This is a genomic window from Rhizobium sp. SG2393 (assembly GCF_042610495.1).
Lineage (GTDB): Bacteria > Pseudomonadota > Alphaproteobacteria > Rhizobiales > Rhizobiaceae > RU20A.
Genome location: NZ_JBHGAP010000001.1, coordinates 766,826 through 791,586, shown reverse-complemented (window position 1 = coordinate 791,586; position 24,761 = coordinate 766,826). Strand labels below are relative to the sequence as shown.

Annotated in this window: 27 protein-coding genes; 20 read left to right on the top strand and 7 right to left on the bottom strand. The window is 65.4% G+C overall.

Going from position 1 to position 24,761, the window contains the following annotated elements:
* Both ACED18_RS03780 and ACED18_RS03775 read right to left on the bottom strand, forming a co-directional pair.
* Positions 1-1,695, bottom strand: a complete 1,695-nt coding sequence (locus ACED18_RS03780; RefSeq protein WP_377289143.1) for a caspase family protein — start codon at positions 1,693-1,695, stop codon at positions 1-3.
* Positions 1,696-1,875: 180 nt separating this feature from the next.
* A complete protein-coding gene (locus ACED18_RS03775) occupies positions 1,876-2,658 on the bottom strand; it encodes an OmpA family protein (protein ID WP_377289141.1) in 783 nt (260 codons plus the stop codon).
* A 248-nt stretch (positions 2,659-2,906) separates the two neighbouring features.
* On the opposite strand from ACED18_RS03775, the gene tpiA reads away from it, so the two are divergent.
* From tpiA to ACED18_RS03760, 3 genes are all read left to right on the top strand, one after another.
* On the top strand, positions 2,907-3,683 hold the full coding sequence (tpiA, locus tag ACED18_RS03770; RefSeq protein ID WP_377289139.1) for a triose-phosphate isomerase: 777 nt from the start codon (positions 2,907-2,909) through the stop codon (positions 3,681-3,683).
* Between the two features lie 138 nt (positions 3,684-3,821).
* The gene (gene secG / locus ACED18_RS03765; RefSeq protein WP_377289137.1) at positions 3,822-4,403 is read left to right on the top strand and encodes a preprotein translocase subunit SecG; all 582 of its coding nucleotides are present in this window, start codon (positions 3,822-3,824) and stop codon (positions 4,401-4,403) included.
* A 160-nt stretch (positions 4,404-4,563) separates the two neighbouring features.
* Entirely contained in the window at positions 4,564-6,192 is a 1,629-nt protein-coding gene (locus tag ACED18_RS03760; RefSeq protein ID WP_377289135.1) for a CTP synthase, read from the top strand.
* A 72-nt stretch (positions 6,193-6,264) separates the two neighbouring features.
* Here the strand turns inward: ACED18_RS03760 and ACED18_RS03755 are convergent, their stop codons facing one another.
* A complete protein-coding gene (locus ACED18_RS03755) occupies positions 6,265-7,044 on the bottom strand; it encodes an SDR family oxidoreductase (RefSeq protein ID WP_377289133.1) in 780 nt (259 codons plus the stop codon).
* Positions 7,041-7,364, bottom strand: coding sequence for a nuclear transport factor 2 family protein (locus ACED18_RS03750; protein ID WP_377289131.1), 324 nt, complete (start codon positions 7,362-7,364; stop codon positions 7,041-7,043). The genes ACED18_RS03755 and ACED18_RS03750 overlap by 4 nt, the downstream gene beginning before the upstream one ends.
* A gap of 101 nt (positions 7,365-7,465) precedes the next feature.
* Between ACED18_RS03750 and ACED18_RS03745 the strand changes: the two genes are divergently transcribed.
* Complete coding sequence (locus ACED18_RS03745; protein WP_377291013.1) at positions 7,466-8,389, top strand: LysR family transcriptional regulator; 924 nt, start codon at positions 7,466-7,468, stop codon at positions 8,387-8,389.
* 37 nt (positions 8,390-8,426) lie between these two features.
* Positions 8,427-8,885 (top strand): GNAT family N-acetyltransferase, encoded by a 459-nt coding sequence (locus ACED18_RS03740; RefSeq protein WP_377289129.1) that lies wholly within the window; start codon positions 8,427-8,429, stop codon positions 8,883-8,885.
* Between the two features lie 35 nt (positions 8,886-8,920).
* Here the strand turns inward: ACED18_RS03740 and ACED18_RS03735 are convergent, their stop codons facing one another.
* The 3 genes from ACED18_RS03735 to ACED18_RS03725 form a co-directional block, all read right to left on the bottom strand.
* The gene (locus tag ACED18_RS03735) at positions 8,921-9,589 is read right to left on the bottom strand and encodes a DUF2161 domain-containing phosphodiesterase (RefSeq protein ID WP_377291011.1); all 669 of its coding nucleotides are present in this window, start codon (positions 9,587-9,589) and stop codon (positions 8,921-8,923) included.
* A 132-nt stretch (positions 9,590-9,721) separates the two neighbouring features.
* The gene (locus ACED18_RS03730; RefSeq protein ID WP_377289127.1) at positions 9,722-10,357 is read right to left on the bottom strand and encodes an NrsF family protein; all 636 of its coding nucleotides are present in this window, start codon (positions 10,355-10,357) and stop codon (positions 9,722-9,724) included.
* Positions 10,354-10,911, bottom strand: a complete 558-nt coding sequence (locus ACED18_RS03725; protein WP_377291009.1) for a sigma-70 family RNA polymerase sigma factor — start codon at positions 10,909-10,911, stop codon at positions 10,354-10,356. The genes ACED18_RS03730 and ACED18_RS03725 overlap by 4 nt, the downstream gene beginning before the upstream one ends.
* A 195-nt stretch (positions 10,912-11,106) precedes the next feature.
* On the opposite strand from ACED18_RS03725, the gene ACED18_RS03720 reads away from it, so the two are divergent.
* From ACED18_RS03720 to lpdA, 15 genes are all read left to right on the top strand, one after another.
* Positions 11,107-11,391: a DUF2282 domain-containing protein gene (locus ACED18_RS03720; protein WP_377289125.1), complete on the top strand. Its 285-nt coding sequence runs from the start codon at positions 11,107-11,109 to the stop codon at positions 11,389-11,391.
* A 104-nt stretch (positions 11,392-11,495) separates the two neighbouring features.
* Complete coding sequence (locus ACED18_RS03715) at positions 11,496-12,353, top strand: DUF692 family multinuclear iron-containing protein (RefSeq protein ID WP_377289123.1); 858 nt, start codon at positions 11,496-11,498, stop codon at positions 12,351-12,353.
* Positions 12,354-12,366: 13 nt separating this feature from the next.
* Positions 12,367-13,143, top strand: a complete 777-nt coding sequence (locus ACED18_RS03710) for a putative DNA-binding domain-containing protein (RefSeq protein ID WP_377289121.1) — start codon at positions 12,367-12,369, stop codon at positions 13,141-13,143.
* Positions 13,144-13,209: 66 nt separating this feature from the next.
* Complete coding sequence (locus ACED18_RS03705; RefSeq protein ID WP_377289119.1) at positions 13,210-13,686, top strand: DoxX family protein; 477 nt, start codon at positions 13,210-13,212, stop codon at positions 13,684-13,686.
* 221 nt (positions 13,687-13,907) lie between these two features.
* The gene (locus ACED18_RS03700) at positions 13,908-14,795 is read left to right on the top strand and encodes a VOC family protein (RefSeq protein WP_377289117.1); all 888 of its coding nucleotides are present in this window, start codon (positions 13,908-13,910) and stop codon (positions 14,793-14,795) included.
* A gap of 2 nt (positions 14,796-14,797) precedes the next feature.
* On the top strand, positions 14,798-15,646 hold the full coding sequence (gene kdsA, locus ACED18_RS03695; protein ID WP_377289115.1) for a 3-deoxy-8-phosphooctulonate synthase: 849 nt from the start codon (positions 14,798-14,800) through the stop codon (positions 15,644-15,646).
* Between the two features lie 199 nt (positions 15,647-15,845).
* Positions 15,846-17,120 (top strand): phosphopyruvate hydratase, encoded by a 1,275-nt coding sequence (gene eno, locus ACED18_RS03690; RefSeq protein WP_377289113.1) that lies wholly within the window; start codon positions 15,846-15,848, stop codon positions 17,118-17,120.
* 149 nt (positions 17,121-17,269) lie between these two features.
* Positions 17,270-17,578 carry a septum formation initiator family protein gene (locus ACED18_RS03685; protein ID WP_377289111.1) on the top strand — a complete coding sequence of 103 codons (309 nt, stop codon included), beginning with the start codon at positions 17,270-17,272 and terminating at the stop codon, positions 17,576-17,578.
* A gap of 145 nt (positions 17,579-17,723) precedes the next feature.
* The gene (gene pdhA, locus ACED18_RS03680; protein ID WP_377289109.1) at positions 17,724-18,770 is read left to right on the top strand and encodes a pyruvate dehydrogenase (acetyl-transferring) E1 component subunit alpha; all 1,047 of its coding nucleotides are present in this window, start codon (positions 17,724-17,726) and stop codon (positions 18,768-18,770) included.
* Between the two features lie 18 nt (positions 18,771-18,788).
* Positions 18,789-20,186, top strand: coding sequence for a pyruvate dehydrogenase complex E1 component subunit beta (locus ACED18_RS03675; RefSeq protein ID WP_377289107.1), 1,398 nt, complete (start codon positions 18,789-18,791; stop codon positions 20,184-20,186).
* Positions 20,187-20,202: 16 nt separating this feature from the next.
* Positions 20,203-21,561, top strand: a complete 1,359-nt coding sequence (locus ACED18_RS03670; RefSeq protein WP_377289105.1) for a pyruvate dehydrogenase complex dihydrolipoamide acetyltransferase — start codon at positions 20,203-20,205, stop codon at positions 21,559-21,561.
* Between the two features lie 302 nt (positions 21,562-21,863).
* Positions 21,864-22,118, top strand: a complete 255-nt coding sequence (locus ACED18_RS03665; protein ID WP_377289103.1) for a hypothetical protein — start codon at positions 21,864-21,866, stop codon at positions 22,116-22,118.
* A 55-nt stretch (positions 22,119-22,173) separates the two neighbouring features.
* Positions 22,174-22,815: an SGNH/GDSL hydrolase family protein gene (locus ACED18_RS03660; protein WP_377289101.1), complete on the top strand. Its 642-nt coding sequence runs from the start codon at positions 22,174-22,176 to the stop codon at positions 22,813-22,815.
* Positions 22,816-22,905: 90 nt separating this feature from the next.
* Positions 22,906-23,169 carry a YdcH family protein gene (locus ACED18_RS03655; RefSeq protein ID WP_377289099.1) on the top strand — a complete coding sequence of 88 codons (264 nt, stop codon included), beginning with the start codon at positions 22,906-22,908 and terminating at the stop codon, positions 23,167-23,169.
* A 92-nt stretch (positions 23,170-23,261) separates the two neighbouring features.
* Positions 23,262-24,707: a dihydrolipoyl dehydrogenase gene (lpdA, locus tag ACED18_RS03650; protein ID WP_377289097.1), complete on the top strand. Its 1,446-nt coding sequence runs from the start codon at positions 23,262-23,264 to the stop codon at positions 24,705-24,707.
* The last annotated feature ends 54 nt before the right edge of the window (positions 24,708-24,761 follow it).

Below are 24,761 nucleotides of genomic sequence, written 5' to 3'. Positions count from 1 at the left end.
TTAGCCGTCCTTGCCGAAGGCGAGGCGCAGGCTGCGTTGCGTGCCCTTGCCGAAGGCGCCGTCGAAGGTTCCTTCGTAGAACTTGTTTTCCGACAGGATTTTCTGCAGCGCCTTGCGGGTCTCGGCCTTGAACATGGTCGGCTTGGTCGTCAGCTGGGTCAGCACGTCCTCGACGCCGGAGCGGAGCGCCAGATAGAGGAACCGGGCCGCGTCGTCCGGTCCCTTGCCGGGCACGATGCCGTCGTCGATCAGTGCGGCAACGTTGAACATGGCCTGGGGGTGGCGCAGCTCGGCGGCGCGGGTGAAGAGCGCGATTGCCTTTTCCGGATCGCGCTCAAGGCCCTCCGTGCCCTGATAGGTGAGGAAGCCGAGATCGTTGATGGCATCGGCAAAGCCACGCTCGGCCGACTGGCGGTAGAGATCGAGCGCCTTGGCCACATCCTGCGGCGTGCCGATGCCCTTCTCGTAGAGCTTGCCGAGTTCGTACATGGCTTCTGCATCGCCTTTGGCAGCGGCGGCGGTGAAGAAGTCGAGCGCCTTTTTCGGATCGAACTTGACGGGATCGGGGGTGAGCGCGATGTAGCCGAGGCCGATCATGGCGCGGGTGTCGCCGTCGCCGGCAAGGGCTGCCAGCTGTACCTCCTGGTCGGGTGCGAGCTTCTGCCAGGCGGCCGGCTTGTCGGCCGGGGACGCCTCGGTCTTCGCCTGATTGCCGGCAAGGAAGAAGGGGACGCCCGTCAGCGAGCCGTAGAAATGCGGCTGCTGGCGGTTGGCCGTCAGCGCCATCACCTCGTCGCGCACCTGCCGGAACATCAGGCCGATTTCCACGTCGGGTTTCCGTAGATTGTCGGCGAGTGCCGTGGCGAAGGGGCTGTTGTCTCCCTTGCCGTCGAGCGCCACTTCCCCGTCCTTGGCGGCATAGACCACCATCATGCCGCGCTCGGGGGAGGCCGGCGCGAGGCCACCGCGCTTGAGCCCCCGCGTGGCATCTGCATCCGCCCCTGCGTTTGCGGCACCGGCCTGTTCGGGCGCTGCGCCATCCGGCAGGGCGGGAACCACGGAACGGGCCGCGGTCTCCGTGGCCGGCGTTTCGTTTGCGGCGGCAGCCTTGCTTTCGGTGGCTGGCTTCGGCAAGGCGCCGGCGGGAAGCGCGCCTGCTGCGAGGTTGCCAGCATCGCCCGTCACGGCGGCCACCGTCACGGCCGGGGCTGCGGCATCGGGAAAGGGATTGTTGCGGCAGCTATCGAGGATGACGATGCGCAGCTGGCGGGCATTCTCGACGGTCGCCAGCACCTCCTTGAGCGACACGGCCTGCTGTGGCAGCTGGGTGGCATTCTGCACGGCGACATCGACCGGAACGATATAGTTCTGGCCACCCACCTCCACCCCGTGTCCGGCATAGTAGACGAGGGCGATGGAGGCGGTTTCGGCCTTGAAGGCGAAATCCTTCATGGCCGCCTTCAGCTGCGGCAGGGTGGCGTCGTTCAGTGTCTCGGTCTCAAAACCGAGGTCTCTCAGCGTGCGGGCAATGAGCGCTGCATCGGCCGGCGTGTTGCGCAGCGGGTTGATGGTCTTGTAGCCCGCCATGCCGATCACCAGCGCGACGCGGTCAGCCGCTGTTGCAAGACCGGGGAAGGGCAGGGCCACGAGGAGCGCCACAGCGCCCGCATGCGCCAGACCCCGGATGCGCGACACGCGCCCGCAAGCCGGCCGCGCATGGCTTGCCGGGTGACCAGATCCAGTCCCTGAAGGGGCCGGGAGGCTTCTTGCCCCGGCTGCTCCCCATTTCATGTGCATGTCTGCCCCACTTGCTGCGGCCCGACCCTCGTCCCCCCGAGCGCGGCGATCCGCCAGATCCGTTCCTCCCGAAACCTGCTATTGCAGCGTCGAAATCTCCACCCGTCGGTTGCGGCCATCGGTCGGATAATCCGGGAAGAGCAGGTAGTCCTCCCCGAAAGCACGCACCACGAGCCGGTCGGGATCGATCTTGTAGAATTGCGTCAGATAGGCCTTGGTCGTCTTCGCGCGCCGCTCGGAGAGCGTCAGGTTCGCCTCGCGCCCGCCGACGGCGTCGGTATGGCCGCCGATCAGGAAACGGTAATTGCCGAGTTCGGGCGACTGCAGGGCCTCGCCTACAGTGTCGAGCAGCTTCTGTGCCTCCGGCGTCAGCGAGGCGGATCCGAGCCTGAAGGTCACGGCGAGGTTGACGGTCGCCTGGATCTTGTCGCCGTAGGAATTGACCGCCGCATAGCCGGCGGCCGGTGCATGATAGGTGGAGGCCTGGTTGGCAGGCGCCTGATAGGTCTGGGTCGCGGCCGGCTGGTAGTCGGTCTGCGGCTTGGCCTCGTAGCCCTGTGCCGCCGGCTGCTGGTAGCTGCCGCTCTGCTGGCTCTGATAGGTCTGCGTGGCCGGCTGCTGGTAGGCCTGGTTTGCTGCCGGTGCCTGATAGGTCTGGCTGTTGTTGCTGCCCTGGAACTGTACGCCGCTTTGCGGCTGGCGCGCGCCGCCGCCCATCGCGCCGCCGAGGTCGCGTGCGCCATGCGGTGTCAGCTGGCGGATCAGCTCGTCGGGCGTCGTTTCCGACAGCACGTCCTGCGCCAGCACCGGCGCCATGGAGAGACAGAGAAGCGTGCAGGCCGTGCCGAATTGTCTGATCATGCGAGCAGTCCCCCAACCGCTGGGCCGACGGCCGCCCCCGGCCGGTATCGCCCTTATCCGCGTCGAAACGTAGCACCAAGAAGACCGTCAGGAAACGGCTTTCCTTGGTGCTAATAAATCCTCGGCCGACATTCCGGAAAACGCCTGCTTTCCTTCGCGGCCGGCCTCTGGTAGAGCCGCCGGTGACGCTCGGAGGGATCGTGGAGACGACCCTCGAAGGGACCGTGGAGACAGAGGAAGGACCCCGCATGACGCCCGAAATTCGCCCGCTGGTGGCCGGCAACTGGAAGATGAACGGCACGCGCGACAGCCTGGACCAGCTGAAGGCGATCGCCGCCGGCGTCGTCGGCCCGCTCTCGGCCAAGGTCGATACGCTGATCTGCCCGCCGGCAACGCTCCTCTACGTCGCCACCGCGCTTGCGACCGACAGCCCGCTCGCCATCGGCGCGCAGGACTGCCACACGAAGGAATCGGGCGCCCATACGGGCGACATTTCCGCCGCCATGATCGCCGATTGCTACGGCACCTACGTGCTCGTCGGCCATTCCGAGCGGCGCACCGACCACAAGGAAGACGACGCGCTGGTGCGCGCCAAGGCCGAAGCGGCGCATGCGGCAGGGCTGACGGCCGTCGTCTGCATCGGCGAGACCGGTGACGAGCGCAAGGCCGGCACGACGATCGCCGTTCTCACCCGCCAGCTTCTCGGCTCGGTGCCGGATGGCGCGACGGCCGAAAACACCGTCATCGCCTACGAGCCCGTCTGGGCGATCGGCACGGGCCTGACGCCGACGGCGGCCGACGTGGAAGAGGCCCATGCGGCGCTCCGCGCCGAGCTCGTCTCGCGCTTTGGTGACGCCGGCAAGCGCATGCGCATCCTCTATGGCGGCTCGGTCAAGCCCTCCAACGCGGCCGAGCTGATGGGCGTTGCCAATGTCGACGGCGCGCTGATCGGCGGCGCGAGCTTGAAGGCGGCCGACTTCCTCGCCATCTATGGCGCCTATGAAGGTCTCACGGCCGGCGCCTGATGGCTGCCGGTCGGCGGGCCCGCAGGCAGGAACAGATCGACCGGGCCCCGATGCATCGGGGCTTGGAATGGGCGGCGCATTGGTATATGGACCCGCCGAACGTGAATTGTGGCCCACGGGGCCGGGAACCTTGAAAACATGCAGACCGTCTTGCTCGTCATCTATCTCATGGTCGTGGTCGCGCTGATCGGCGTCGTGCTCATCCAGCGCTCGGAAGGCGGCGGTCTTGGTATCGGCGGGGGCTCCGGCTTCATGTCGGCGCGCGGCACGGCCAATGCCCTGACGCGCACGACGGCGATCCTTGCCGTGCTGTTCTTCGGCCTGGCGCTCGGCATGGGCATTCTCGCCCGCTTCCAGCCCGGTGCCTCCGACATTCTCGACCGTATCCCCGGCACGACGTCGAACGGCAATGGCGTGCTCGATTCGCTTGGCGGCGCCACCCCGGCTCCGGCCACCAACGGCCAGACCCCTGCAACCACCACGCCGTCCACCACGACCCCGTCTTCCACGGCACCGGCAACGACCACCACGCCTTCGACGACGCCGTCTTCCACCCCGGCAACCGGCACGCAGGCTCCGGCGGCAGGCGCCACCGATGGCGCGGCGACCACGCCGTCCACGACCGCTCCGGCCACCACGACGACGCCGTCCAGCACGCCGGCGACCGGCACCAACACCGCCCCGGCCAACACCGGCTCGGGCGTCCCCACCGGCCAGTAAGGCCCGTGACGATCTGAACCGCCGGCGGAAGTTGTCTTCCGCCGGTTTTCTTTTGTGCAGTCCGTTTCGCCAGCCTATTCGCCTTTGCCCGTGGATAAACGGGGAGGGCGTGATTTTGGGGGTGGCGGAAAAGGTCCTGAAACGATATCCGGTGACTCCCATGGCGCGATATGTTTTCATCACCGGCGGCGTGGTCTCTTCCCTTGGCAAGGGCATTGCCGCCGCCGCTCTCGGGGCTCTCTTGCAGGCCCGCGGCTACCGGGTCCGGCTCCGCAAGCTCGACCCTTACCTCAACGTCGATCCCGGCACGATGAGCCCGACCCAGCACGGGGAAGTCTTCGTGACCGATGACGGGGCCGAAACGGACCTCGATCTCGGCCATTACGAGCGCTTCACGGGGCGTTCGGCGACGAAGACCGACAACATCACCACCGGCCGCATCTACAAGAACATCATCGACAAGGAACGGCGCGGCGACTATCTCGGCGCCACCGTGCAGGTCATTCCGCACGTGACGAACGAGATCAAGGCCTTCGTCACCGAAGGCAATGACGACTATGATTTCGTCATCTGCGAGATCGGCGGCACGGTGGGCGACATCGAGGCCATGCCCTTCATGGAGGCGATCCGCCAGCTCGGCAACGATCTGCCGCGCGGCACGGCGGTCTATGTCCATCTGACGCTGATGCCGTGGATTCCGGCCGCGGGCGAATTGAAGACCAAGCCGACCCAGCATTCGGTGAAGGAACTTCAGGCGCTCGGCATCCACCCGGATATCCTGCTGGTGCGCGCCGATCGCGAGATCCCGGAAGCCGAGCGGCGCAAGCTGTCGCTGTTCTGCAACGTGCGCCCGTCCGCCGTCATCCAGGCGCTCGACGTTTCCTCGATCTACGACGTGCCGCTCGCCTACCACAAGGAAGGCCTCGACGACGAAGTGCTGGCCGCCTTCGGCATCGAGCCTGCGCCGAAGCCGCGTCTGGAGCCCTGGAAGCAGGTCTCCGACCGCATCAAGACCCCGGAAGGCGAGGTCACAATCGCGATCGTCGGCAAGTATACGGGCCTCAAGGACGCCTACAAGTCGCTGATCGAGGCGCTCTACCATGGCGGCATCGCCAACCATGTGAAGGTGAAGCTCGAATGGATCGAGTCGGAAATCTTCGAGAAGGAAGATCCGGCGCCCTGGCTTGAAAAGGTGCACGGCATCCTCGTTCCCGGCGGTTTCGGCGAGCGCGGTTCGGAAGGCAAGATCAACGCGGCGCGCTTTGCCCGCGAGCGCAAGGTGCCCTATTTCGGCATCTGCTTCGGCATGCAGATGGCGGTCGTGGAAGCGGCCCGCAACCTCGCCGGCGTCGAAAAGGCCTCCTCCACCGAATTCGGCCCGACGGCCGAACCCGTGGTCGGCCTGATGACGGAATGGGTGAAGGGCAATGCGCTCGAAAAGCGCGCGGCTTCCGGCGATCTCGGCGGCACGATGCGCCTCGGCGCCTACAAGGCGGCGCTCAAGAAGGATACGAAGATCGCCGAGATCTACGGCTCCACCGACATCTCCGAACGCCACCGCCACCGCTACGAGGTGAACGTGGACTACAAGGAGCGCCTGGAAGGCTGCGGCCTCGTCTTCTCCGGCATGTCCCCGGACGGCCTCCTGCCGGAAACGGTCGAATACCCGGATCATCCGTGGTTCATCGGCGTGCAGTACCACCCGGAACTGAAGAGCCGCCCGCTCGACCCGCATCCGCTGTTTGCGAGCTTCGTGGAAGCGGCGCTGGAGCAGAGCCGGCTGGTTTGAGGGGCGGGGCCTTCGGGCGTCCGATATGAGATTTGGAGCAGGGCCGGGCCGGAGGGGTTCGGCCCTGTCTGTTTAAACGGTCGGGATCGTTCCGCCGTCGATCCTGTATTCGGTGCCTGTGATCGCCTGGGCGCGGTCGGAGGCCAGGAAAGCCAGGAGACTTGCGACTTCTTCGGGTTTGGTGGGCCGGCCGAGCGGGATTCCGCCGAGACTGTCCATGATGATTTTCCTGCCGCCTTCGACGTCGGTTCCTGCCTCTGCTGCCAGCCGTTCCGCAAGGCGCAGGGACGCTTCGGTCTCGATCCAACCGGGCGAAACACGTACGACGCGCACGCCCCTTGGCGTGACGTCCTTGGAGATCGCCTTGCTGTAGGTCGATAGCGCAGCCTTTGCGGCCGCGTAGGCGACCGTGGCTTCCGCGAGCGGCATCACGCTCTGGATGGAGGTGACATGCAGAACCACTCCATGTCCGCGGTCCGTCATCCCGGGAATGAGGGCCCGGTCGATCCGCACGGCGGGAAAGAGGTTCAACGACAGTTCGTTTTCCCAGGTCTCGTCGCTCAGCGCGCCGAACCCTCCGGCCGGTGCGGAGGAGCCGCCGAGCATGTGGACAATGATATCAACGCCGCCGAGACGGTCGCCGACAGCCCTGATGACCGTGTCGCATCCTGCCGCTGTCGTCAGGTCCGCTTCCACAAACATCTCCTCGGGCATGCCGTCGGGCCGGCTGCGCGCGGTCGTCAGCACCTTTGCCCCGAGTTCTACGAAGAGATCGACCGTTGCGGCACCGGCCCCCTTGGTGCCGGCCGTGACGAGGGCCCGCTTGCCTTTCAATGAAAGAAAGTCCGTCATGGCCGGATCTCCAGCCTGCTGATCTTTCCACCTTCGGATGTGAAGGTGTAGGTCAGGTCGATCGGGCTGCCGGCGAAGTTGCCGCTGACGGTCGCGCGAACGACGGCCGTGTCGCCCTCCCGGACTGCGCTTTTCGGCACCACGACGAATTGCGAGGCCGCTTTTGCGGCCATCCACCATGTGCGGATCGCGTCACGTCCGTGGTGAAGTGCCTTCTCGTCCTCCACGACGGCGTCCGTCGTGAATGCTTGACTGAGGCTGTCCGCGTCGTCGTGTTGGCCTGCACGGAAAAATGCACCGACAAAGTCTGGCATGTTCATGGGAAATCTCCGGTGGTTGGTGTTGCCACCCAGAGATAGATCTCGACGATCCATCGAATAAGTGGGACAATCATGCATGTCAAATTGCGGATTTCGGGATAATGTTGGATGTCGGTCTGAAGGAGCTTGACGCCGTGCTCGCGGTGGCGCGCTGCGGCACGTTTCGTGCTGCGGCGATTGATCTGGACGTGTCCACCACGGCGCTCAGCCATACGATCGCGCGTCTGGAGGCGGGTCTGGGCGTGCGTCTGTTCAATCGCACGACCCGCAGCGTTTCGCTGACGGATGCCGGCCGGCTCTTCGTCGGAACAGTCGGGCCGTCGGTTCAAGACCTGCGCAACGCTCTCGGAACGGTTCAGGCGCACAGGGAGACGCCGACGGGAACGCTGCGCATCAATGCGGCACCCTTTGCCGCACGCGCGATCATGCAGCCGCTGGTGATCGCCTTCCTGACGCAGTATCCCGATATGCATGTCGATCTCGTTACCGAGGGCCGGATGGTCGATATCGTTCGCGACGGTTTTGACCTTGGCGTCCGCCTCGCCAGTCTCGTGCCGAGCGACATGATCGCCGTCCCGCTTGGAGATGTGCAACGTCACGCCGTCGTCGCAACCGCGGCTTTTCTTGAAAGACATGGAACGCCACAAGTCCCGACCGATCTGTTGCGCCAACCCTGTATCCGCATCCGCCTTCCAGACGGCTCGCTCTTCCGCTGGCGTTTCGAGAAAGACGGTCAGCAGGTTCTCATCGATGTTTCCGGCCCGCTCTCGCTCGACGATGCGAGCCTTGTCAGATCGGCTGTGTTCAACGGCATGGGCGTCGGCTATTTCATCGAGGCGGATATCATCGACGACATCAACGCCGGGCGGCTGGTGCGCGTGCTGGAAGACTGGACCCCATCATCTGCGGGATTGTGCCTCTACTATCCCGGGCGGCGTAATCTCTCGGCCGGGATGCGGGCGTTCCTGGACTTGGCGCGCACCTTTGCCCGACAGGCGCCGGGCCCCCGTCCAGCCGCAGAATAGCCTTTAGAATCAAACCAGATTTCGAACTGAGACCGTGATGACGCCGATGATCGTCTCCACCGCCGCGCGCCCCGACCTCGTGCCCACCACCGCACGCTGGCGGTGGGAGGCCTTCTTTCAGGATGCGATGTCGCTGGACGAGATGCTTCTGATGGAGGCCGAGGCGACCAACAGCGAGCTGATGCCGACCGTGCTTGTTCTGCTGGAGGGGGAGGAGCCTGTCGGGATGGTGGCGCTGTGCCTCGATGATCTCGAGGGGCGGCCCGATCTCAATCCTTGGCTTGCAGGCCTCTATGTCGCGGATGCCCATCGCGGCAACGGATATGGGCTGCGTCTGATTGCGGAACTGGAAGGCCTGGCGCGCCGGGAAGGGATCGATCGCCTGTCGCTCTATACCGCGAGCGCGGTTGATCTCTATAGCAAGGCCGGCTGGTCGGAGGTGGAGTCCTTCTCCAAGGATGAGGCAACCTACTGGATCATGCAGAAGGCTCTGTAGAGGCGCACAATCCTTTCGCCTTGCGAGGCACATGCCTATGTGCGCTCGCCTGCCTGATCCTGTGGCCACCTGACCAGCGCCGCCCTTCCGGCTTCCGTCAGCCCATAGACACCGCGCTCCACCCGTTCGAACCAGCCATAGACATTGCCTTGCAGGATCTTCGCCGCCTCCGGCACGGTGGTGCGGATCTCCTTCACCTTCAGCGGTCCCTCCGCCAGTGCCGCCGCGCAGGCCAGCGCCTGCTGGCGGTAGGCGGTCATGAGGGGCGCTCGGGTGCTGCCGCCGAGGGTGGGGTCGCCGCGGCGTTTTTTGTGTTCCTGCATCAGGCGGGAGCGGCGCTTGGGGTTGGTGCGCGGCATGGGGGTGACGGCGCCGACGATGATCTCCACCGTGCCCGCATCGGAGACGCCGAGCATGCCGAAACCGAGGCGGCGGCAGAGGTCGCGGTAGCGGCGGTCGGCGTCGCGGCCCTTGCCCTTGGCGGATACGCGGGCGGCGATCCAGACTTCGTCGGCCACCGGTGCGCGGTCGACCGCCTGGAGGATGAGTTCGAGGTTGAAGGTCATCTTCAGCTCGCAGATGACCACCACCGTGGGGTCGCCATCGCTGAGGCCGACGAGGTCGCAGCCGCCGATCTCGCCCTTCACCGTGTAGCCGGCGGTTTCGAGGAAGGCTTTGACGGGCGGGTAGAGGCTGGTTTCCATGGTCACCGGGGGCATGTCGTGTCGCGGCTTTCGCGCCCCGTCGCATTCTTCATGACGAGCGGGAGCGGCGAATCAAGGTTGACCCTAGCGGAAACGGCGAGCCATGAGACCAGCGGAAACGGGGCGGGTGGCCTACCAGCGCAGCATGCGGGCGCCCGCGACCGCTCCGATGAGCGTCAGCCCGCCGATCGCCAGCGTGTACCAGGTGGCGACGAAAAAGGGGCTGTCGTCGGGGCAGTGCAGCGCATAGAGCGTCGCGGCGAGCGCGCCTGCCGTCAGCCCCGCAATGGCGCCGGCGCGCGCCGGGCTTTGCGGCGCGCCGCGTTTCAGCGCGAAGAGAAGCGCCACCAGCGGCACCGCGCCCATCAGCATCACCATGGCGAGGCAGGCGGCGGCATTGTGGCCGATCAGGCTGGTGCGCCAGTCGCTTTCGGGCACGACGAGGAATTCGCCGCCGACGGCCGCAACGATGATCGCGGCGGGGACGAGGAGGGCGCGGGCCGGGCGGGCAAGGTCGGCTTCCGGCCGGCCGGCGCGGGCAACGAGCATGAGGGAGGCGGCCGACAGCAGCACCACGACGGCGAGCTTGACGAGAACACGCGGCGTGGCGAGTGCGTCCGGCAGCCCCGGGCGGAAGCCGAGTTCGATGAAGAAGAGCGTGACGGCGGCGGAAAGACCGGCGGCGAGTGCCACGACCAGCGCGCGGCCAAGCGTCGGCCCCGTGCGGGTATCGGCAGCCATCAGGCGGATCAGCGCGTCGGTCTTCATGTTTCGTTGCTCCTGTAGAGGGCGGCGAGCGTCTTCAGCGCCCTGTGCAGGGCCACGCGCACCGCGCCTTCCGTCATGTTCATCCGCGCCGCCGTGTCGCGCACCGGCACGCCGTCGAGCGAAATGGCCTGCACGATGCTGCGCTGCGGCTCCTTGAGCTTCTGCAGCAGTTGCGTTGCATCGCGCCGGTCGTCGTCGCGCGTGTCGGTCTCGGCAGCCAGGCCCTCCATCACATCCTCGATGGGGATGGAGACCCGGCGGCCGCGCCGGCGCAGGCTGTCGATCAGCTTGTTGCGCACGATGGCGCCGAGCCAGGGGCCGAGCGGGCGGGCCGGATCCCAGCTCGTCCGCTTCAGGTGGATGGCGATCAGCACTTCCTGCACCACGTCTTCGGCCTCTGCGGCCGGGGCGCCGAACGCCGCCACCCGGCGACGGGCCATCGCCCTCAGATGCGGCGTGACCGCGCGCAGGAAACGATCATAGGCGGCCGCGTCGCCGTCAAGAGCGGCGCGCAGCCAGCCGGCCCACTCCTCGTCGCGCGCATGCCTGTCCAACACATCCCCCGTACGTTCCGGCCCCGGCTTTCGTTACACGAGGCCGATGAAAATTTCCTGTTTTTCTTATTGTTCGGCTTTCCGGCCCGGGGATGAAAAAAATTTCGTGGCCGCTGTAACGACCGTCTGCCCCGTTGCGAATGACCTTTTGCAGCACCGAGAGCGGTGCCTGCCTCACCAACGGAGAACCCCGCCATGAAGACCCAGATTGCCTCGCTCGCCCTTGCCGGTTCGCTCGCTGCCGCCCTTGCCGGTCTTGCGCCTGCTGCCCATGCCGAGGATGCCTCGAAGGAAAAGTGCTACGGCGTCGCGCTGAAGGGCCAGAACGATTGCGCCGCCGGCGCCGGCACGACCTGCGCCGGAACGTCGAAGATCGACTACCAGCAGAATGCCTGGAAGCTCGTGCCCGCCGGCACCTGCGTCACCATGAAGACGCCGAACGGCATGGGCTCGCTGACCCAGGGCCCGGCCCCGGTCTGATCCGGCAGCCAGTCTTACCGCGTGTCCGGCGGCGGTGTCTGCCGCCGGGCGCCTTCCTTGCAAAGCCCTGATCGATCCCATGCCCGAGACTGAAGAGGTGAGCCATGCGTTCCTCCACTTTGCCGCCCGCCGCCGGTGTCGGCTTCAAGCCCGAGCACTTCGGGGCGCTGGTCGAGGCGCCGCAGCCCGTCGGCTTCCTCGAGGTGCATGCGGAAAACTACATGGGGGCCGGCGGTCCGCCGCATGCGCAGCTTTCCCGCCTGCGTGCCGATTACGCGCTGTCGATCCACGGGGTCGGCCTGTCCATCGGCGGCATCCAGCCGCTCGACCGCGATCATCTGGAGCGGGTGCGCATGGTCTGCGAGCGCTACGAGCCGGAAAGTTTTTCCGAGCATCTCGCCTGGTCGACCCACGAGACGACCTTCTTCAACGACCTGCTGCCGCTGCCCTATACGGACGAGACGCTGGCGCGCGTGGTGGAGCATATCGATCAGGTGCAGGGCGTGCTGAAGCGGCGCCTGCTGCTTGAAAATCCGGCCACCTATCTGGAATTTGCCGCAAGTCACATCGAGGAAACCGATTTCCTCAGCGAGATCGTGGCGCGCAGCGGCTGCGGCCTGCTGCTCGATATCAACAATGTGCATGTGGCCTGCACCAACCGGGGTGCGGATGCGGCCGCCTATCTCGCGCGGTTTCCGCTGGAGCATGTCGGCGAAATCCATCTCGGCGGGCACGCCATCGACAGCGACGAGACCGGTGCGGCCCTCCTCATCGACGCCCACGACCGGGCCGTCGCCGATCCCGTCTGGGCGCTCTACGAAAGCGTCATCGCGCGCGCCGGGCCGCGTCCGACGCTGATCGAATGGGACAATGACGTGCCGGACTGGCCGGTGTTGCGGGCCGAAGCCGAGGCGGCGGGGGCGATCCTTGCCCGCGCGCGTACCACCCGGCAGGCTGCGTGAGGGGCGAAAGGTCATGTCCACCGCCCCGATCTACAGCGCCTTTGCCGCCGGACTGCTTGCCCCGGCCGCGCCGGTGCCGGCCGGTCTCGCCTCCGTCAGCGCGGCGCCACCCCTTCGCCGCTACGGCGTCTACCGCAACAATGTCGGGCATTCGCTGGTCGCGGCGCTCGAAAGCCGCTTTCCGGTGGCGCGGCGCATCGTCGGCGAGGCCTTCTTTTCGGCGCTTGCACAGGCCTATGTCCTGTCAGAGCCGCCGCGCTCGCCGGTGCTGATGTTCTATGGCGACACGTTCGGCGCCTTCGTCGCCGGTTTCCCGCCGGCTGAGGGCGTGCCCTATCTTGCCGATGTGCTGCGGCTCGAGGCGGCGCGCGGCCATGCCTATCATGCCGCGGATGCCGCCCCGCTCGATCCCGCCCCCTTGGCGAGCCTTTTGCCGGAGCGGCTGGCAGCGCTTCGCCTCGTGCCGCATCCGGCGTTGCAGCTCCTGTCCTCGCCACACCCGGTGCACACGATCTGGGCGATGAACCGCGAGGGCGAGACGCCGCGGCCGATTGCCGACTGGCTGCCGGAAGCCGTCGCGATCTCCCGGCCGGGGCTGGTGGTCGCCGTCAATCCGCTGCCGCCCGGCGTCTTCGCCTTTCTCTCGGCGCTTAAGGCCGGCGATCCGCTCGGCGCGGCGGCCGGGGCCGGCATGGCGGCGGATGCCCGTTTCGACCTGCAGGGGGCTTTCGGTCTGCTGCTGGCCGGCGGCTTCTTTGCCGGCATCGCATCCGACACCCGAGATTTCTGACCGTCCACCACCTCCGTCCGCAGGCCCGTGAACCCGGCGCTGCGGGACGCCATGAAGGAGCCTGCCATGACCCTCATCACAGACGGCCCGGTCGCCCACGGTCCGGCCGCATTCGTCGCGCGCCTCATCGCCCTCTTCGAGCGCATCCCGCTCAGCCTCGCCAGTACGGTCGCGCGCATCGGCATTGCCGGCGTCTTCTGGCAGTCCGGCCAGACGAAGGTCACGGGCTTTGCGCTGAACGACAGCGCCATCTACCTCTTCGAAAACGAATATCGCCTGCCGCTCATCGATCCCTGGCTGGCCGCGCATCTGGCGGCGATCGCGGAGCATCTCTTTCCAATTCTGCTCGTCATCGGGCTTGCCTCGCGCTTTTCGGCGCTCGCCCTTCTCGGCATGACGCTGGTCATCCAGATCTTCGTCTATCCCGATGCCTGGCCGACCCATGGCACCTGGGCGGCGTGCCTGCTTCTCATCATCATCGCCGGGCCGGGGCCGCTGTCGCTCGACCGGCTGATCGCTGGCGGGTTCCGGGAACATCGCTGAGGGGAGCCGGCTTGCCAAGGCGCGCCAAAACCGGGTAAGGCTTCCAGCCGTCCGCCGGGATTCCCCGCCGGACGGCGAAGATGCATCATTTTGAGGGTGTTAGGCGCAGCCATGCCGCCGTCACTCCGATGCCGGCCGCAGGGGCCATCCGATCGCGGCGAGCCGAAACCGGCGCCGCGGCTCAAGGCCCCGGCCGGGTGGTGGCAAGCCGAGGAGCCCGCATGCCTGAACAGCCGCCCGTTTCCCGTCCCGTCGATCATCTCGTTCTGCCGGTGGACTCCCTGGTGTCGTCGCGCGAGCGCTACCGCAAGCTCGGCTTCACGGTTGCCGCCGATGCGCAGCACCCCTTCGGCACGGAGAATGCCTGCGTCTTCTTCATCGACGGCACCTATCTGGAGCCGCTGGCGATCGGCGAGCGCGAGGTGGCGGAAGAGGCGGCCCGCACCGGCAACGCGTTTGTCGCGCGCGATCTCGCCTTCCGCTTCCGTCGCGGGGAGGGCCTGTCGGCCGTCGTTTTCGGCACCCGGCAGGCAGCCGCCGACGACGAGGCGTTTCGCGCCGCCGGCGTTTCGGGCGGCCAGCCGCTTGCCTTTTCGCGCGAGATGAAATTGCCCGATGGCCGCAGCGGCATCGGAAGCTTCCGGCTGTCCTTCGCAGCGGATTTCCGCGCGCCCGACTTCTTCTTCTTCACCTGCCAGCGCGTCAATCCGCTGCCGGCCGATCGCTCGACGCTCGAGGTCCACGAGAACGGCGTGACGGGGCTGGCGGAGGTCATCCTCACCGAGCCGAACCCGACGGATTTCCAGTATCTGCTCCAGGTGGCGAGCGGCGAGCGCCGCGTGGACGCCGGCTCCTTCGGCATGCGGATCGATACCCCGAACGTGCCCGTCTCCGTGCTGACGCCTGCGGGTCTCACCGCCTTTTACGGGCTTTCGTCGGAAGCCGGCGAGCGCGGCCTGCGCGGCGCGGCCATCCGCTTTTCCGTGGCCGATCTCGGCGTCACGGAACGGCTTCTCGCCGCCCGCGCCGTTCCCTTCATCAGAAAGGCCGATCGCCTGATCGTGCCCAAGGCCGCCGGCCAGGGCGTCGCCTTCATTTTCGGAGACTGAGCATGCAAGCCAACGCCCGTGTCGTCGTCAAGGGAGCCTCCACCGAGGTCGTCTTTTCCCAGTCCGAGCGCCTGTCGCTGATCGCCGGCCCGTGCCAGATGGAAAGCCGCGACCACGCCTTCATGATCGCCGGAAAACTCGTCGAGATCACGAAGGCGCTCGGCATCGGCCTCGTCTACAAGTCCTCCTTCGACAAGGCCAATCGCACCTCGCTGTCGGGCAAGCGCGGCATCGGGCTTGAAAAGGCGATGGAGGTCTTTGCCGATCTCAAGGCGGAATACGGCTTCCCGGTTCTGACCGACATCCACACGGAAGAACAGTGTGCCGAGGTTGCCGCGACCGTCGATATCCTCCAGATCCCCGCCTTCCTCTGCCGCCAGACGGACCTTCTGGTCGCTGCCGCGAAGACCGGCCGCGTCATCAACGTGAAGAAGGGCCAGTTCCTTGCGCCCTGGGACATGAAGAACGTGCTCGCCAAGTTCACCGAGAGCGGCAATCCGAACGTGCTTCTATGCGAGCGCGGCGCCTCCTTCGGCTACAACACGCTCGTTTCCGACATGCGCTCCCTGCCGATCATGGCGGGTCTCGGCGCGCCTGTCGTGTTCGACGCGACCCATTCCGTGCAGCAGCCGGGCGGGCAGGGCGGTTCTTCCGGCGGCCAGCGGGAGTTCGTGGAAACGCTGGCGCGTGCGGCGGTCGCCGTCGGTGTCGCCGGTGTCTTCATCGAGACGCATGAAGACCCCGATCACGCCCCGTCCGATGGCCCGAACATGGTGCACCTGACGGATATGCCCCGCCTTCTCGAAACGCTGCTTGCCTTCGACGACATTGCCAAGCAGCGCGCCGCATAAATCGATTTGGCTCGGGTTAATCGATTTAACGGCCGGTTCTGCGAAATTTTCGTGACAGCGCCATCCGCAGCGCAGCCTTGCGCGTGGCGCCATTGTAATTTCGCGGTCTTCGATTATGACAGGTGCCGTCTGACTGAATTTCTCCGGCCCGCGCCCGTCGGGCCTGCTTGTTCCACCCATCCGCAATAGGGAAGAGACCATGACAGCCATCATCGACATCATCGGCCGCGAGATCCTCGACAGCCGTGGCAATCCGACCGTGGAAGTCGACGTGCATCTGGAAGACGGCAGCTTCGGCCGCGCCGCCGTTCCCTCCGGCGCGTCCACCGGCGCCCACGAGGCTGTCGAGCTGCGTGACGGCGGCAAGCGCTACCTCGGCAAGGGTGTCGAGCGCGCCGTCGAATTCGTCAACGGCGAGATCTATGAGGCCGTCGGCGGTCTCGATGCCGAAGACCAGATCGAGATCGACAATGCGATGATCGAGCTGGACGGCACAGCCAACAAGAGCCGCCTGGGCGCCAACGCCATCCTCGGCGTGTCGCTCGCCGTCGCCAAGGCTGCAGCCGCTGCTGCCGGCCTGCCGCTCTACCGTTACGTCGGCGGCCCGAATGCCCGCTACCTGCCGGTTCCGATGATGAACATCATCAATGGCGGCGCGCATGCCGACAACCCGATCGACTTCCAGGAGTTCATGATCGTTCCGGTCGGCGCCGAATCGATCCGCGATGCCGTGCGCATGGGCTCGGAAGTCTTCCATACGCTGAAGAAGCAGCTTGCTGCCGATGGCCACAACACCAATGTCGGCGATGAAGGCGGCTTCGCGCCCGGCCTCGCTTCGGCTCCGGCGGCCCTCGACTTCATCATGACCTCGATCGAAAAGGCCGGCTACAAGCCGGGCGACGACATGGTGATCGCGCTCGACTGCGCCTCGACCGAATTCTTCAAGGATGGCAAGTACCACCTCGAAGGCGAAGGCCGCGTGCTGGAGCCGGAAGCCATGGCCGACTACCTCGCCGAGCTTGCCGCCAAGTACCCGATCTTCTCGATCGAGGACGGCATGGCCGAGGATGACTGGAACGGCTGGAAGTACCTGACCGACAAGATCGGCAGCAAGGTACAGCTCGTCGGCGACGACCTCTTCGTCACCAATTCCGAGCGCCTGCGCAGCGGCATCAAGATGGGTGTGGGCAACTCCATCCTCGTCAAGGTCAACCAGATCGGCTCGCTGTCGGAAACGCTCGATGCCGTCGAGACCGCCCACAAGGCCCGCTACACCGCCGTCATGTCGCACCGTTCGGGCGAGACCGAGGATTCGACGATCGCCGACCTCGCCGTTGCCACCAACTGCGGCCAGATCAAGACCGGTTCGCTTGCCCGTTCCGACCGTACCGCCAAGTACAACCAGCTGATCCGCATCGAAGAGCAGCTCGGCAGCCAGGCCCGCTACATGGGCCGCGGCATCCTGAAGGGCTGAGCTTCACCCCTTTGTGATCCCGGCACCCACACGAAAGCCCCCGCATCCTTGCCGGATGCGGGGGCTTTCGCATTTTCGCGGGCATGGTCAACGCTCGGTTAATACCTTGGCGCTACAGTGAAAACCGTATTGCGTAGCAGGGTATTTCCATGTGGACCAAGCATCACCGGAAGCGGCATTATGGTCGCCTCATCGTTCCTCTCATCACTGTCGCTTTCGTTTCCTATTTCGGCTATCATAGCGTGCATGGTGCGCTGGGGCTGAAGGCGACGGAGGTGTTTGAAGCCCAGAAGGCCGAGCGGGAGGCGCGGCTGTCCGAACTCACGCACAAACGTCAGGTTCTGGAACGGGAAGTGGCGCTGCTCAGCGATGGTTCGCTTGAGCGGGACATGCTCGATGAAAAGGCGCGTTCAGCGCTCAACATGTCGCGCGCCGATGAGATCACCATCTTCCACTGAGTGCAATTAACCGAAATCGAGTTAATTGAAATTCTCATATTGATTTCAATGTCTTGCGCCTCATGTGAGGCATGCAATTAGGGCATTGCTGTCCGCGTCAACTTTCCCTATGGTGTGCGCCGAGGCAAACCATAGGGAGGAACGAATGGCCCCGCGTAAACCCGCGACCGTTTCCAGCCGCAAGCCGTCCGCCAAGCCGGCGAAGAAAGACTTCAACGGCGGCACCATCGTCGAATTTTCCAAGGATGAAGATCTGAAGGCCTACCGCGAAATGCTGCTCATCCGGCGTTTCGAGGAGAAGGCCGGCCAGCTTTACGGCATGGGCTTCATCGGCGGCTTCTGTCACCTCTATATCGGCCAGGAGGCCGTCGTCGTCGGCATGCAGCTGGCGCTGAAGGAGGGTGACCAGGTCATCACCGGTTACCGCGACCACGGCCACATGCTGGCCTGCGGCATGAGCGCGCGCGGCGTCATGGCGGAGCTGACCGGGCGCCGCGGCGGCCTGTCGAAGGGCAAGGGCGGCTCCATGCACATGTTCTCCAAGGAGAAGCATTTCTACGGCGGCCACGGCATCGTCGGCGCGCAGGTCTCGCTCGGCACGGGCCTGGCGTTTGCCAACCGCTATCGCGGCAATGACAATGTCTCGCTCGCCTATTTCGGCGACGGCGCTGCCAACCAGGGCCAGGTCTACGAGAGCTTCAACATGGCGGCGCTCTGGAAGCTGCCGGTGATCTACATCGTCGAGAACAACCGCTACGCCATGGGCACCTCCGTGTCGCGCGCCTCGGCCCAGACCGACTTTTCGCAGCGCGGCGCCTCCTTCGGCATTCCGGGCTACCAGGTGGACGGCATGGATGTGCGCGCCGTCAAGGCGGCGGCCGACGAGGCTGTCGAGCAGTGCCGGTCCGGCAAGGGTCCGGTGATCCTGGAAATGCTCACCTACCGTTACCGCGGCCACTCCATGTCGGACCCGGCCAAGTACCGCTCCAAGGACGAAGTGCAGAAGATGCGCTCCGAGCATGACCCGATCGAGCAGGTGAAGGCCCGCATCCTGGAACAGGGATGGGCCACCGAGGACGAGCTGAAGGCGATCGACAAGGACGTCCGCGACATCGTCGCCGACAGTGCCGATTTCGCCCAGGCCGATCCGGAGCCGGATGTATCCGAGCTCTACACCGATATCCTGCTGTAATTCGGGGAGGGACACCTGATGCCGATCAATATTCTCATGCCCGCCCTGTCTCCGACCATGGAAGAGGGCACCCTCTCCAAGTGGGTCAAGAACGAGGGTGACACCGTCAAGTCCGGCGACGTGATCGCCGAAATCGAAACCGACAAGGCGACCATGGAAGTCGAGGCCGTCGACGAAGGCGTCATCGGCAAGCTTCTCGTTGCCGCCGGCACCGAAGGCGTGAAGGTCAATACGCCGATCGCGGTTCTCCTGCAGGATGGCGAAAGCGCCGATGCAGCAGCCGCTGCCCCGGCCAAGGCCGAAGCGCCTGCCGATGCCGAGGGCGGCAAGGCCCGCGCGGCAGCCGACGAGCCGACCGCCAAGTCCGACGCGACCGTTCCGGCCCAGCCGAAGGCGGCTGTCGCTGCCGATCCGGATATTCCGGCCGGTACCGAAATGGTGACGATGACGGTGCGTGAAGCACTGCGCGACGCCATGGCGGAAGAAATGCGCAAGAGCGACGACGTCTTCGTCATGGGTGAAGAGGTTGCCGAATACCAGGGCGCCTACAAGATCACGCAAGGCCTGCTGCAGGAGTTCGGCGCCCGCCGCGTCATCGACACCCCGATCACCGAGCATGGCTTTGCCGGCGTCGGCGTCGGTGCGGCGATGACGGGCCTGCGTCCGATCGTCGAGTTCATGACCTTCAACTTCGCCATGCAGGCGATCGACCACATCATCAACTCGGCTGCCAAGACGCTCTACATGTCCGGCGGCCAGATGGGTGCGCCGATCGTGTTCCGTGGTCCCTCGGGTGCCGCCGCGCGCGTCGCGGCCCAGCATTCGCAGTGCTATGCCGCCTGGTACAGCCACATTCCGGGCCTCAAGGTCGTCATGCCCTACACGGCAGCCGACGCCAAGGGCCTGCTGAAGGCGGCGATCCAGGATCCGAACCCGGTCATCTTCCTCGAAAACGAAATCCTCTACGGCCAGTCCTTCGAGGTTCCGAAGCTCGATGACTTCACGCTGCCGATCGGCAAGGCCCGCATTCACCGCGCCGGCAAGGATGCGACCATCGTCTCCTTCGGCATCGGCATGACCTATGCGGTCAAGGCTGCCGCCGAGCTGGAGAAGGACGGCGTCGATGTCGAGATCATCGACCTCAGGACCATCCGTCCGATGGACCTGCCGACCGTGATCGAATCGGTCAAGAAGACCGGCCGTCTCGTGACCGTCGAAGAAGGCTTCCCGCAGTCCTCCGTCGGCGATTTCATCGCCAACCAGGTCCAGCGCGCCGCCTTCGACTATCTCGATGCGCCGATCCTCTCGATCGCCGGCAAGGACGTTCCGATGCCCTATGCCGCCAATCTCGAGAAGCTCGCGCTTCCGACTGTCGGCGAGGTCGTCCAGGCGGTGAAGGCCGTCTGCTACAAATAAGGGGAGGAGAGGCAAGATGCCGATCAATATCACCATGCCGGCGCTCTCTCCGACCATGGAAGAGGGCAACCTTTCCAAGTGGCTGGTCAAGGAAGGCGATACGGTCAAGTCCGGCGACGTGATCGCCGAGATCGAGACCGACAAGGCGACCATGGAAGTGGAAGCCGTCGATGAGGGCGTCGTTGCCAAGATCGTCGTTGCCGCCGGCACCGAGGGCGTCAAGGTCAACACGCTGATCGCGATCCTCGCCGCTGATGGCGAGGATGTGTCGGCTGCCGCCGCTGGCGGTGGCGCGGCCCCGAAGGCAGAAGCCAAGGCGGCCGAGCCCGCCAAGGCCGAGGCCCCGGCACCGGCCGCCCAGCCGGCCGCAGCGGCTGCACCGGCTGCGGCCGCACAGCCTGCCAAGACGGCGTCGGCCGGCGCATCGAACGGCAAGTTCTCCTCGCCGCTTGCCCGTCGCCTCGCCAAGGAAGCCGGTCTCGACATCTCCGCCATTTCGGGCTCCGGCCCGCATGGCCGCGTCGTCAAGAGCGACATCGAGAAGGCGATTGCCGGCGGTGGCGCCAAGGCCGCTCCGGCTGCTGCGTCCGCGGCGCCGGCATCCGGTGCAGCACCGGCACCCGCCCTTGCCAAGGGCATGTCGGAAGAGGCCGTGCTCAAGCTCTTCGAACAGGGCTCCTACGAGCTCGTGCCGCATGACGGCATGCGCAAGACCATCGCCAAGCGTCTGCAGGAGAGCAAGCAGACGATCCCGCACTTCTACGTCTCCGTCGACGTGGAGCTGGATGCCCTGCTCGCCCTGCGTGCCCAGATCAATGCGGCAGCACCCGAAAAGGACGGCAAGCCGGCCTACAAGGTCTCGGTCAACGACATGGTCATCAAGGCGCTGGCACTCGCGCTGCGCGACGTTCCTGATGCCAACGTCTCCTGGACCGACAATGCCATGGTCAAGCACAAGCACGCCGATGTCGGCGTTGCCGTGTCGATCCCGGGCGGCCTGATCACGCCGATCATCCGCAAGGCCGAGACGAAGAGCCTGTCGGCCATCTCCAACGAGATGAAGGACTACGGCAAGCGCGCCAAGGAACGGAAGCTGAAGCCCGAGGAATATCAGGGCGGCACCACGGCCGTTTCCAACATGGGCATGATGGGCGTCAAGAACTTCGCCGCCGTCGTCAACCCGCCGCACGCCACGATCCTTGCGGTCGGTGCGGGCGAGGAGCGCGTCGTCGTCAAGAAGGGCCAGATGGTCATCGTCAACGCCATGACCGTCACGCTCTCCACCGACCACCGCTGCGTGGACGGTGCGCTCGGCGCGGAACTCTTGGGCGCCTTCAAGCGCTACATCGAGAGCCCGATGGGCATGCTGGTCTGATGCCGAAGGCGGGCGATATCAATCCCCGCTCGCAACAGGTGATGGGCGACACCGGTCGCCCGTCCACCACCCATTACAATCAGCGAATCTGGGAAATGAAATGCCTGCTCTGCGCCGCGGAGTATAGCGCCAACGGGTGCGATTGCCACATCAGGAAGTGTCCGGTCTGTCAACGCGGCCGAACTTCGGAGCCGCTGGTTTGATCTGCCGGCTTGATCGCGCCTCAAAGGATGAAATCGCATTCGGCATGACTTATGTTTGAAGGGAATTGATGGTCACCTGAGCTTCAAGGAGCGAACGGCATGGCAAGCGAACCGGAAAACATGATTTTGCTGCTGCTGCGGGAGATGCGCGCTGACATCGACCGGCGGTTTAATGAAGTCCGGACGGATTTCGACGATGTCAAGCAGCGGCTCGACAAGCTGGAAAGCGGCCAGAAGACCATCCGCCAGGCGCTGACGGCCGATACGATGATGTCGAAATTCGTCACCGGCGATTTCGAGGAGCGGATCTTCGAGCTGGAGCGCAAGGTCGAGGCGCTGACGAAGGGTCGATGACGGCGCGGTTGTGCCGTGGAGGACAGGACCGGTGAAGGCCGGTCGGAGGAGAGAGATGAAAACCGTCCTTTGCTACGGCGACAGCCTGACCTGGGGATACAATGCCGAAGGGCCCGGGCGCCATGCGCTGGCGGACCGCTGGCCGAGCGTGTTGCAGGTGGCGCTGGGGCAGGGCGTGCAGGTCATCGCCGAGGGGCTGAACGGCCGCACCACCGCTTACGACGACCACACCGCCGACTGCGACCGCAACGGGGCGCGCATCCTGCCGACCATCCTGCAGACGCACGGTCCGCTGGATCTTGTCATCATCATGCTGGGCTCCAACGACATGAAGCCCGTCGTCGCCGGTCCCGCCTTTTCCGCCGTGCAGGGCATGGAACGGCTGATCGAGATCATCCGGCACCATGCCTGGCCGCTTGGCCAGGACCAGACGCCGGAGATCCTGATCGTTTCGCCGCCGGCGCTGTGCGAAACCGCCAACACGGCTTTTGCGGCGATGTTTGCCGGCGGCGTCGAACAGTCGTCCATGCTTTCGACGCTTTACGCCGATCTTGCCGACGAGACGGGCTGCGGCTTCTTCGATGCGGGCTCCGTCGCGGTCACCACGCCGCTCGACGGGGTGCATCTGGATGCCGACAACACGCGCGCCATCGGCCGTGCACTGGCGCCCGTCGCCAGCATGATGCTCGGGCTTTAAGGGCGGCTTGCTCAAGGCTTTGATCGGGATCAAGGAGGGTTTGAAGGGCTGGCGTAGCGTGGGGATGTCACCAGAAGGGGAGATGTTTCCATGTCGAACACACCGCATGAACTGGCCGAGGACTTTCCGCAGCATGTCGCCGCCATCCGCCATCTGAGGGCGACGGACGGGCACTTCCATCGGATCACCGAGGCCTATCACGAGGTCAATCGCGCCCTCCATCGCGCCGAGACGGACATAGAGCCCGCCGACGATCTTCGCATGCAGGACATGCGCAAACGCCGGATGGCCCTGAAGGACGAAATCTACGGGCTCCTGTCGCGACCGGAAGCGGTTCCCGACCCGGTGCCCTGAGGGGCGGACATGCTTCCGCTCTTTCGACACACGCCGGCCCATTTTGAAGGACCCCGGCGAGACGGAACAAGAAAGAAGGAGTGGAAGCGCTCATGTCGACTGCTTACGACGTCATCATCATCGGTTCGGGCCCGGGCGGCTATGTGACCGCCATCCGTGCCGCTCAGCTCGGCCTCAAGACCGCGATCGTGGAGCGCGAGCATCTGGGCGGCATCTGCCTCAACTGGGGCTGCATCCCCACCAAGGCGCTCCTGCGTTCGGCCGAGATCCTCGACCATGCCAACCACGCCAAGAGCTACGGCCTGACGCTGAACGGCACGATGACGGCCGAGGTGAAGGATGTCGTGGCGCGCTCGCGCGGCGTCTCGGCCCGCCTCAATGGCGGCGTCGCCTTCCTCATGAAGAAGAACAAGATCGACGTCATCTGGGGCGAGGCCAAGCTCACCAAGCCCAACGAGATCGTGGTCGGCAAGATGACAAAGCCCGTGGTCGAGCCGCAGAACCCGGTTCCAAAGGGCGTGCTCGGCGAAGGCACCTATACGGCCAAGCACATCATCGTCGCCACCGGTGCGCGCCCGCGCGCGCTGCCCGGCATCGAGCCGGATGGCAAGCTGATCTGGACCTATTTCGAGGCGATGAAGCCGGATTTCATGCCGAAGTCGCTGGTCGTCATGGGCTCGGGCGCCATCGGCATCGAGTTCGCCTCCTTCTACCGCTCCATGGGCGTCGACGTCACCGTGGTCGAGCTGATGGCGAACATCATGCCGGTCGAGGATGCCGAAATCTCCGCCTTTGCCCGCAAGCAGCTCGAAAAGCGCGGCCTGAAGATCATCACCGAAGCCAAGGTTTCGAAGGTCGAGAAGGGTGCCAATTCGATCACCGCCCATGTCGAGACCAAGGACGGCAAGGTGCAGACGATCACCGCTGACCGCCTGATCTCCGCCGTCGGCGTGCAGGGCAATATCGAGAACCTCGGTCTCGAGGCGCTCGGCGTGAAGACCGATCGCGGCTGCATCGTCATCGACGGTTACGGCAAGACCAATGTCCCCGGCCTCTATGCGATCGGCGACGTGGCGGGACCGCCGATGCTGGCCCACAAGGCCGAGCATGAGGGCGTCATCTGCATCGAGAAGATCGCCGGCGTTCCCGGTGTTCACCCGATGGACAAGGCGAAGATCCCGGGCTGCACCTATTGCAACCCGCAGGTCGCTTCCGTCGGTCTCACGGAAGCCAAGGCTAAAGAACAGGGCCGCGACATCCGCGTCGGCCGCTATTCCTTCGCCGCCAACGGCAAGGCGATCGCGCTCGGCGAAGACCAGGGCATGATCAAGACCATCTTCGACAAGAAGACCGGCGAACTGATCGGCGCCCACATGGTCGGCGCCGAGGTGACCGAACTCATCCAGGGCTTCGTCGTCGCCATGAACCTCGAGACGACAGAGGAAGAGCTGATGCACACGATCTTCCCGCATCCGACGCTGTCCGAAATGATGAAGGAAAGCGTGCTCGACGCCTATGGCAAGGTGCTGAACGCCTGATTTTTCGTCGAATTCCGACGCCGGGCGGAACAAAAGATCATCCTGCGGGTTCAT